The organism is Streptomyces sp. 13-12-16 (assembly GCF_002114215.1).
Lineage (GTDB): Bacteria > Actinomycetota > Actinomycetes > Streptomycetales > Streptomycetaceae > Streptomyces.
On sequence record NZ_NCTE01000415.1, the window covers coordinates 1 to 8144 of the forward strand.

8 protein-coding genes and 1 rRNA gene are annotated in these 8144 nt (G+C 72.6%); 7 read left to right on the plus strand and 2 right to left on the minus strand.

Annotated elements, in window-relative coordinates; all coding sequences use genetic code 11:
- The 3 genes from rrf to B7767_RS47315 form a co-directional block, all read left to right on the plus strand.
- Positions 1–112, plus strand: a 5S ribosomal RNA gene (gene rrf, locus B7767_RS16955); the annotation flags it as partial.
- A 150-nt stretch (positions 113–262) separates the two neighbouring features.
- Entirely contained in the window at positions 263–1465 is a 1203-nt protein-coding gene (locus B7767_RS47310) for a hypothetical protein (protein ID WP_256923473.1), read from the plus strand.
- Entirely contained in the window at positions 1357–2100 is a 744-nt protein-coding gene (locus B7767_RS47315) for a tetratricopeptide repeat protein (RefSeq protein WP_218775797.1), read from the plus strand. The genes B7767_RS47310 and B7767_RS47315 overlap by 109 nt, the downstream gene beginning before the upstream one ends.
- Positions 2101–2185: 85 nt before the next feature.
- Here the strand turns inward: B7767_RS47315 and B7767_RS16965 are convergent, their stop codons facing one another.
- Entirely contained in the window at positions 2186–3493 is a 1308-nt protein-coding gene (locus tag B7767_RS16965; RefSeq protein ID WP_085572927.1) for a DUF1015 family protein, read from the minus strand.
- A 72-nt stretch (positions 3494–3565) separates the two neighbouring features.
- Here B7767_RS16965 and B7767_RS16970 point away from each other — a divergent pair, with 72 nt between their 5' ends.
- The 4 genes from B7767_RS16970 (at position 3566) to B7767_RS16985 (ending at position 7621) form a co-directional block, all read left to right on the plus strand.
- Positions 3566–4594, plus strand: a complete 1029-nt coding sequence (locus B7767_RS16970) for an HAD hydrolase-like protein (RefSeq protein ID WP_085572928.1) — start codon at positions 3566–3568, stop codon at positions 4592–4594.
- Between the two features lie 71 nt (positions 4595–4665).
- On the plus strand, positions 4666–5709 hold the full coding sequence (locus tag B7767_RS16975) for an iron ABC transporter permease (protein ID WP_085572929.1): 1044 nt from the start codon (positions 4666–4668) through the stop codon (positions 5707–5709).
- Positions 5706–6743, plus strand: a complete 1038-nt coding sequence (locus B7767_RS16980) for an iron chelate uptake ABC transporter family permease subunit (RefSeq protein ID WP_085572930.1) — start codon at positions 5706–5708, stop codon at positions 6741–6743. Before B7767_RS16975 ends, B7767_RS16980 begins: the two co-directional genes overlap by 4 nt.
- The gene (locus B7767_RS16985; RefSeq protein ID WP_085572931.1) at positions 6740–7621 is read left to right on the plus strand and encodes an ABC transporter ATP-binding protein; all 882 of its coding nucleotides are present in this window, start codon (positions 6740–6742) and stop codon (positions 7619–7621) included. Before B7767_RS16980 ends, B7767_RS16985 begins: the two co-directional genes overlap by 4 nt.
- On the opposite strand, the gene B7767_RS16990 is transcribed toward B7767_RS16985, so the two are convergent.
- Positions 7605–7952: a sterol-binding protein gene (locus tag B7767_RS16990; RefSeq protein WP_085572932.1), complete on the minus strand. Its 348-nt coding sequence runs from the start codon at positions 7950–7952 to the stop codon at positions 7605–7607. The two genes, B7767_RS16985 and B7767_RS16990, sit on opposite strands and share 17 nt — an antisense overlap.
- Positions 7953–8144: the final 192 nt, after the last annotated feature.

The window sequence follows — 8144 nt, forward strand, 5'->3', positions numbered from 1 at the left end:
TGGTCATAGCGTAGGGGAAACGCCCGGTTACATTCCGAACCCGGAAGCTAAGCCTTACAGCGCCGATGGTACTGCAGGGGGGACCCTGTGGGAGAGTAGGACGCCGCCGAACAATCTTTGGAAGGACCCCTGGTCACCAGCGTTCAGCTGGGACCAGGGGTCCTTTTTTATTTATGCTTGCAGTACCGAAGACAGGAGTCACCGATGTCCACCAACTCTCCCGACGACCGACCGGAGCGCGACCAGCGGCGACGGGACAGTGGTGACCGCGGCGGCCAGCGCGGAGATCGTGGCGGCTTCCGTCGTGACGACGACCGCGGTGGCCAGGGCCGTCGTGAAGGCGGAGACCGCGACCGTGGCGGCTTCCGTCGCGACGACCGTCGTGATGACCGACGAGGCGATGACCGCGGACAGCGCGGTGGCTTCCGCCGTGACGACAACCGTGGTGGCGGGTACGGGCGTAGGGACGACCGCGACCGTGACCGTGGACCGCGTCGTGACGACCGCGGTGACCGTCCCGCGTTCCGCCGTGATGACCGCCGTGATGACCGTCGCGATGACCGGCGGGATGACCGCCCCTCCTTCCGTCGTGACGACCGGGGCAGTGATCGCCCCTCCTTCCGTCGTGACGATCGCCGTGATGACCGTCGCGATGACCGGCGGGATGACCGCCCCTCCTTCCGTCGTGACGACCGGAGCGGTGACCGCCCCTCCTTCCGTCGTGACGATCGACGGGATGACCGACGGGATGACCGGCGTGACAGCCGCCGTGACGACAACCGTGGTGGCGGGTACGGGCGTAGGGACGACCGCGACCGTGACCGTGGACCGCGTCGTGACGACCGCGGTGACCGTCCCGCGTTCCGTCGCGATGACCGGAGGGATGATCGGCGGGATGATCGCCCCTCTTACCGTCGCGATGACCGGAGCGGTGACCGCCCCTCCTTCCGTCGTGACGACCGGAGCGGTGATCGTCCCGCGTTCCGTCGTGACGACCGTCGTGATGACCGTCGTGACGACCGTCGTGATGACCGCCCTGCGTTCCGTCGTGATGACCGTCGTGACGACCGGCGGGATGACCGCCCTGCGTTCCGTCGTGACGACCGTGGTGACCGCGGTGGGTTCCGCCGTGACGACAACCGTGGTGACCGCGGTGAGCGTGGTGGTTTCGGCCGGCGTGAGGACAGCCGGGGCGGCGACCGTGGGGGCTTCCGCGGCCGGGACGACCGTGGTGGACGTGGGCCCCGGCGTGACGACCGCGGCGGGCGGCCCGGTGGGTTCCGTGGGCGGGACGACCGGCACGGTGGCGGGCGTTTCCGTGAGGACCGTGACCGCGACCGCGAGCCGATCAAGCGGCTGCCGATCCCCGAGGACGTCACCGGCGAGGAGATCGACAAGGACGTACGGCAGGAGCTGCAGAGCCTGCCCAAGACGCTCGCGGAGGACGTCGCCAAGAACCTGGTGATGGTCGCCCGGCTGATCGACGAGGACCCCGAGGGCGCGTACGGCTACTCCAGGGTGGCCCTGCGGCTGGCGTCGCGTGTCGCGGCCGTACGGGAGGCCGCCGGGTTCGCCGCGTACGCGAACCAGAAGTACGCCGAGGCGCTCGCCGAGTTCCGGGCCGCGCGGCGGATGACCGGGACCGTGGAGCTGTGGCCCCTCATGGCCGACTGCGAGCGTGGGCTCGGCCGGCCGGAGAAGGCGCTGGACATGGCCGGTGCGCCCGAGGTGCAGAAGCTGGACAAGGCCGGGCAGGTCGAGATGCGGCTCGTCGCGGCCGGCGCCCGGCGTGACATGGGGCAGCTGGACGCGGCGATCGTGACGCTGCAGAGCTCCGAGCTGGCGTCCAACTCGGTCCAGCCGTGGACCGCGCGGCTGCGCTACGCCTACGCCGACGCGCTGCACGCCGCCGGCCGGAGCGACGAGGCACGGGAGTGGTTCGCCAAGGCCGTGGAGGCCGACCGGGACGGCAGCACGGACGCCTCCGACCGGCTGGCCGAGCTGGACGGCGTGGAGTTCGTGGACGCCCTCGCCGAGGACGAGGCCGACGAGGCAGACAACACCGCGCACGAGGACGACAAGGACAAGGACGAGGACTGACGTCCGAGGCGCGGTACGGGCATGAAGGGGCGGGTCTCTGCGGAGGCCCGCCCCTTCCTCGTCCCCTTCGTCTTCGTCCTCTCCGTCACAGGTCGAGCGCGCGCAGGACCAGGCCCGACGCCGGCTTCGGACCGAACGACGTCGACTTGCGCGGCATCGTGACGCCCTGGCGGGCCAGGTCGCGGACGACGTCCTCGTGCACCGGGTGCATCAGGACGGCCGTTCCGCCGTCGCGTTCCGCCTTCTCGACCGTGGCCGCCGTGTCGTGGATGTACGCGATGTGGGCGGGGGAGTCGGGGACGCGCCAGACGTGGTCGAGGAGCGTGGCGTGCAGGACCGTCGCGTCCAGGGTGCGCCAGGCCACCGGGCGGTCGGCCGGGACGGTGCGGGCCAGTAGCTCCGGATCCGGGCGGTCGACGAGATGGAAGGCGCCGTCCCCGGCGAGGAGGAACGCGTTGCCCGCCGACGCCGCCTCGCCCAGCGCGTCCATCGCCTCGGCGAGCGGTACGTCGAGACGGCGTACGCGGAACAGGCCGTCGAGGGCGGCCGAGGCGTCCGCGACCGGCAGGGCGTGCAGCAGCCGGTGGATGGCGCGCACACGCAGGGGATAGCGGGCCGTGTCGACCAGGAGGACCAGGCCGTGGTCCCAGGGGCCGGGGGAGGGGTGCTCCGCGCGGAGGCGGCGGTAGGTCGCCCAGCGGTGGTGGCCGTCGGCGATGAGGGCCTGGTGACCGGCGAGTTCCTCCTGGATCGCGGCCAGGTCGGCGGGGTCGGTGACGGACCACAGGCGGTGGTGGAAACCGTCCTCCGTGGTGGTCGCCAGCAGGGGCCGCTGCCCGGCCGCGTGCTCGATCAGGGCGGCCGTGACGGTCGCCGAACCGTCGCCTCCGTCGCGTCCCTCACCCCGGTAGGTGAGCAGCAGCGGTTCGAGGTTGGCGGAGGTGGCCCGCATCAGGTCCGCGCGGTCGGCGACGATGTGGGGCATGACGTCCTCGTGCGGCAGGACCAGCCGTTCATCGGGGTCGGAGACGCGCAGCGCGCCGATGATGCCGCGCTGTACCAGGCCCTCGCCGTCGCGCTGCTCGTAGACGTACAGGCAGGGCACCGGGTCGGCGGTCAGGACCCCCTCCGCGCGCCAGCGGCGCAGCGTGTCGGCGGCCTGGGCGTTGCGCGCCTCGGGCGTGCCGGCCTCGGGGAGGATCAGCCGGACGATGTTGTGCGGGTCGGCGGACTGGAGGTGGTGCAGGCCGTCGGGGCGGACGACGACGTCGTACGGCGGGGATGTCACGGCGGCCAGGCTGCCGACCCGGTCGGGGTCGTAACGAAGGCCTCGGAACGGGGTGAGTTCCAGGCCCCGGGGCGCCTTTGCCGTCGAGTGACCTGCAGTCTTCATCCCGGCATCGTACGGGTGCCGGCGGCATGGGGGATGATCGGGGGAAAGCCGTCGAACGAGGAGCGATGCGGAATGAGCCGGAGCGTCAGGACGAGGCCCGAGGGCAGTGGGCAGGCCCTGAGCGAGGCGTACGACACGGCGCTGCTCGACCTCGACGGTGTGGTGTACGCGGGAGGGAGCGCGATCGTCCACGCGGTCGAGTCGCTGGCCACGGCCCGCGAGGGCGGTATGCGTCTCGCCTACGTGACCAACAACGCCCTGCGTACCCCGGACGTCGTGGCCGCCCATCTGACCGAGCTGGGGATACCGGCGGAGGCCGGCGACGTCATCACCTCCGCGCAGGCGGTCGCGCGGCTGCTCGCCGAGCAGGTGCCGCAGGGCGCCCGGGTGCTGGTGATCGGCGGCGAGGGACTGCGGGTGGCGCTGCGTGAGCGCGGGCTCGTGCCGGTGGAGTCGGCGGACGACGACCCGGTGGCGGTCGTCCAGGGGTACGGCGGGCCCGAGCTGCCGTGGGGGAGGTTCGCCGAGGCGTCGTACGCCGTGGCGCGCGGGCTGCCGTGGTTCGCGTCCAACACCGACCTGACGATCCCCAGCGGCCGGGGCATCGCCCCGGGCAACGGCGCGGCGGTGGAGGTCGTACGGATCGCCACGGGCGCCGAGCCGCAGGTCGCGGGCAAGCCGCTGCCGCCGATGCACCGGGAGACGATCCTGCGGACGGGCGCGAAGCGGCCGTTGGTGGTGGGGGACCGGCTGGACACGGACATCGAGGGCGCGTTCAACGGCGAGGTGGACTCGCTGCTGGTGCTGACCGGTGTGACGGACGGCGCGCGGCTGCTCGCCGCGCCGCCGCGGCACCGGCCGACGTACGTCGACGCCGATCTGCGCGGGATGCTCACCGGGCAGCCGGAGGTCGTCGGGGCGGGCGGCGGGTTCCGGTGCGGTGGCTGGACGGCGACGGCCGGGGACGGGGAGCTGGAGCTGGCGGGCGAGGGGGGTGCGCTGGACGGGCTGCGCGCGCTGTGCGCGGCGGCGTGGACGGCGGCCGGGGAAGGCGCGTGCGAGCTGGACGGCGGGAAGGCGCTGGCACGGCTGGGGTGGTGAGGGCCTCGTGTCACCTGGGAGGCCGGACCTCGGGATCGTGATCGATTAGGAGGGTAGGCTAACCTAACCGCGTGTTGGTCGAGAGTCCCCCCGAACAGCGCGCGGAGACCGCCCCCGCGCCCCCGAACCGCCGGGCGATACGTGTCCTCGGGCTGCTCCTCTCCGTCGTGATCCTGGTGCTCGTCGCGCTGGCGAGCATCGCGATCGGGGCGAAGGAGCTGTCCCTGGAGCAGGTCTGGCACGGCCTGTTCGAGGACTCGGGCACCTACGGCGACGTCGTCGTGGCCGACAGGCTGTCACGAACCGTCCTCGGAGTGCTCGCGGGCGCCGCGCTCGGCCTGGCGGGATCGGTCCTGCAGGCCCTCACCCGCAATCCGCTGGCCGATCCCGGACTGCTCGGCCTCAACGCGGGCGCGTCCGCCGCCGTCGTCACCGCCATCACCTTCTTCGGCGTCACCTCGCTGTCCGGGTACGTGTGGTTCGCCTTCTTCGGAGCGGCGGCCGTCGGCGCGCTGGTGTGGTTCCTCGGCGGCAGCCGGGGCGCGACGCCGGTGCGGCTGGTTCTCGCCGGTACGGCCATCAGCGCGGCGCTGTTCGGCTACCTCCAGGCCGTCATGATCCTCGACGACGCGGCGCTCGGCAGGATGCGCTTCTGGACGGTGGGTTCGCTGGCCTCGGGGACCGAGTCGACCGTCGTCCAGGTGCTGCCGTTCCTGGTCGCCGGTTCCGTCCTGGCGCTGGTGCTGGCCCGGCCGCTCAACGCCATGGCCATGGGCGACGACACCGCCAAGGCGCTCGGCGCCAACCTCAACCGCACCCGCGCGCTGTCCATGCTCGCCGCGACCGTGCTGTGCGGGGCCGCGACCGCCGCCTGCGGGCCGATCGTCTTCGTCGGCCTGATGGTGCCGCACATCGTGCGCTCCTTCACCGGACCCGACCTGCGCTGGATCCTGCCGTACGCCGCGGTCCTCTCGCCCGTGCTGCTGCTCGGCGCCGACGTCATCGGCCGGATCGTGGCCCGGCCCGCCGAACTCCAGGTCGGCATCGTCACCGCGATCCTCGGCGGCCCGGTCTTCATCTTTCTCGTACGACGGCGGAGGACGGCCCAGCTGTGAAGACCAACCGCGCGGTGCGGACTCCCGGCGGCCTCTCGGTCCGGCTGGACGTGCGCGCCCTCACCGTCGTCGTCCTGCTGCTGCTCGCGGCGCTCGCCGCGAGCGTGGTGCTGATCGGCACCGGCGACTTCCCGATCCCCGCCGGCGACGTGCTCAGGACGCTCGTCGGCGAGGGCAACGCCGGCCAGGAGTTCATCGTCACCGAACTCAGGCTGCCCAGGGTCCTGGTCGGGCTGCTCGTCGGCGCCTCCCTCGGGCTGGGCGGCGCGCTGTTCCAGTCCGTCTCCCGCAACCCGCTGGGCAGCCCGGACGTGCTCGGCCTCGGACAGGGGGCGACGGCCGGCGCCCTCACGATGATCGTGCTGTTCTCCGGGACCGCGGGCCAGGTTGCCCTCGGCGCGCTCGCCGGCGGGCTGGTGACCGGGTTCGCCATCTACGCGCTCGCCTGGAAGCGGGGTGTGCACGGATACCGGCTGGTCCTGGTCGGCATCGGCGTCTCGGCGATCGTCACGGCGGTCAACGGCTACCTGCTCACCAAGTCCGACATCGTCGACGCGGCCCGCGCGGTCGTGTGGATGACCGGATCCCTCGACGGCCGGGACTGGGACCAGGTCTGGCCGCTGCTCGCCCTGTGCGCGGTCCTCGTACCGCTGGTTCTGGCCAACTCGCGCGGCCTGCGGATGATGGAGATGGGCGACGACGTCTCGTACGCCCTCGGTGTGCGCGTGGAGCGCGTACGGCTGCTGCTGATGCTGTCGGCCGTCCTGCTCACCGCGTCCGCGACCGCCGCCGCCGGGCCGGTCACCTTCGTCGCGCTCACCGCGCCGCAGCTCGCCCGGCGGCTGACCCGCTCGCCCGGCCCGAACCTGGCCGCGTCGCTGTGCATGGGCGCCGCCCTCCTGGTCACCGCCGACTGGGTGTCGCAGCGGGCGTTCGGCGCCGAGCAGCTGCCCGTGGGCGTGGTCACCGGCGTGCTCGGCGGTGTCTATCTGCTGTGGCTGCTGGTCACCGAGCGCAAGGCGGGCCGGATATGAGCGCCGGCACCACCACCAGCAGCGGGACGAACCACCGAAGGAGCACCGTGAACCGACTGTCCGCCGAGAACGTCACCCTGGCCTACGACCAGCGGGTCATCGCCGAACAGTTGTCGGTGGAGATACCGGACAACTCCTTCACCGTGATCGTCGGCCCCAACGCGTGCGGCAAGTCGACGCTGCTGCGGGCACTGTCGAGGATGCTCAAGCCGAGCGAGGGGCGCGTGCTGCTCGACGGGCAGGTCATCCAGTCGATGCCGGCCAAGAAGGTCGCCCGCACCCTCGGCCTGCTGCCCCAGTCGTCCATCGCGCCCGACGGCATCACCGTCGGCGACCTGGTGGGCCGCGGCCGCTACCCGCACCAGGGCCTGCTGCGCCAGTGGTCCGCCGAGGACGAGCGCGTCGTCCAGGAGTCGATGGCCCGCACCGGCGTCGCCGAGCTGGCGGAACGCTACGTCGACGAGCTCTCCGGCGGTCAGCGCCAGCGCGTGTGGATCGCCATGGCGCTGGCCCAGCAGACTCCGCTGCTGCTGCTCGACGAGCCGACGACGTTCCTCGACATCCAGCACCAGATCGACGTGCTCGACCTCTGCGCGGACCTGCACGAGGAGCAGGGGCGCACCCTCGTCGCGGTGCTGCACGACCTCAACCACGCGGCCCGGTACGCCACCCACCTCATCGCCCTGCGCGAGGGGAAGGTCATCGCCCAGGGCGCCCCGAAGGACATCGTCACGGCCGGTCTGGTCGAGGAGGTCTTCGGACTGCGCTGCCAGGTCATCGACGATCCCGAGACGGGCACCCCGCTGGTGGTGCCGGCGGCCCGCACCGCGCGGGCGAGGGGCACGGCGCGGAAGGTGGGCGCTACAGGAGCTTCCTGAGGCGGAACAGGTCGCGCAGACCCGCCTCGAGACGCACCCGGCCCGACCCCCAGGCCTTGGCGAAGTGCAGTTCGCCGTCGACCAGGGCCAGCAGGTCGTCGCCCGTCATGGCGAGCCGTATCTGCGCCCTCTCGCGCGGCGGGCCGGGGAACGTCTCGTGCACCTCGATCCGGCCGCCGGTGAGCCGGCCGGCGAAGGTCACGTCCAGGTCGGTGATGTGGCAGCTGACCGAACGGTCCATCGCCGCGGCCGCGCGGACGTCCCCCTCGGCGCCTGCCATGTCGTCCGAGAACCTGTCGAGTGCGGTACGGCACTCCTCGATCGTGGCCATCGCGGACGACGGTACCGCAGCCGTTCGCGGTAGCGTCGGGGCATGAACGACGCAGTGCCGGAACCGGAGGGCACGGACCCGGTCGGCGTGCGGCCGGCGCCCGACGACGACCCCGCCGCCCCCGCGCCCCTGGACGTGCCGCGCGTCCCCACCGGGCACCCCGGGGTCGACGCCCACGTGGCGCGGCTGGCC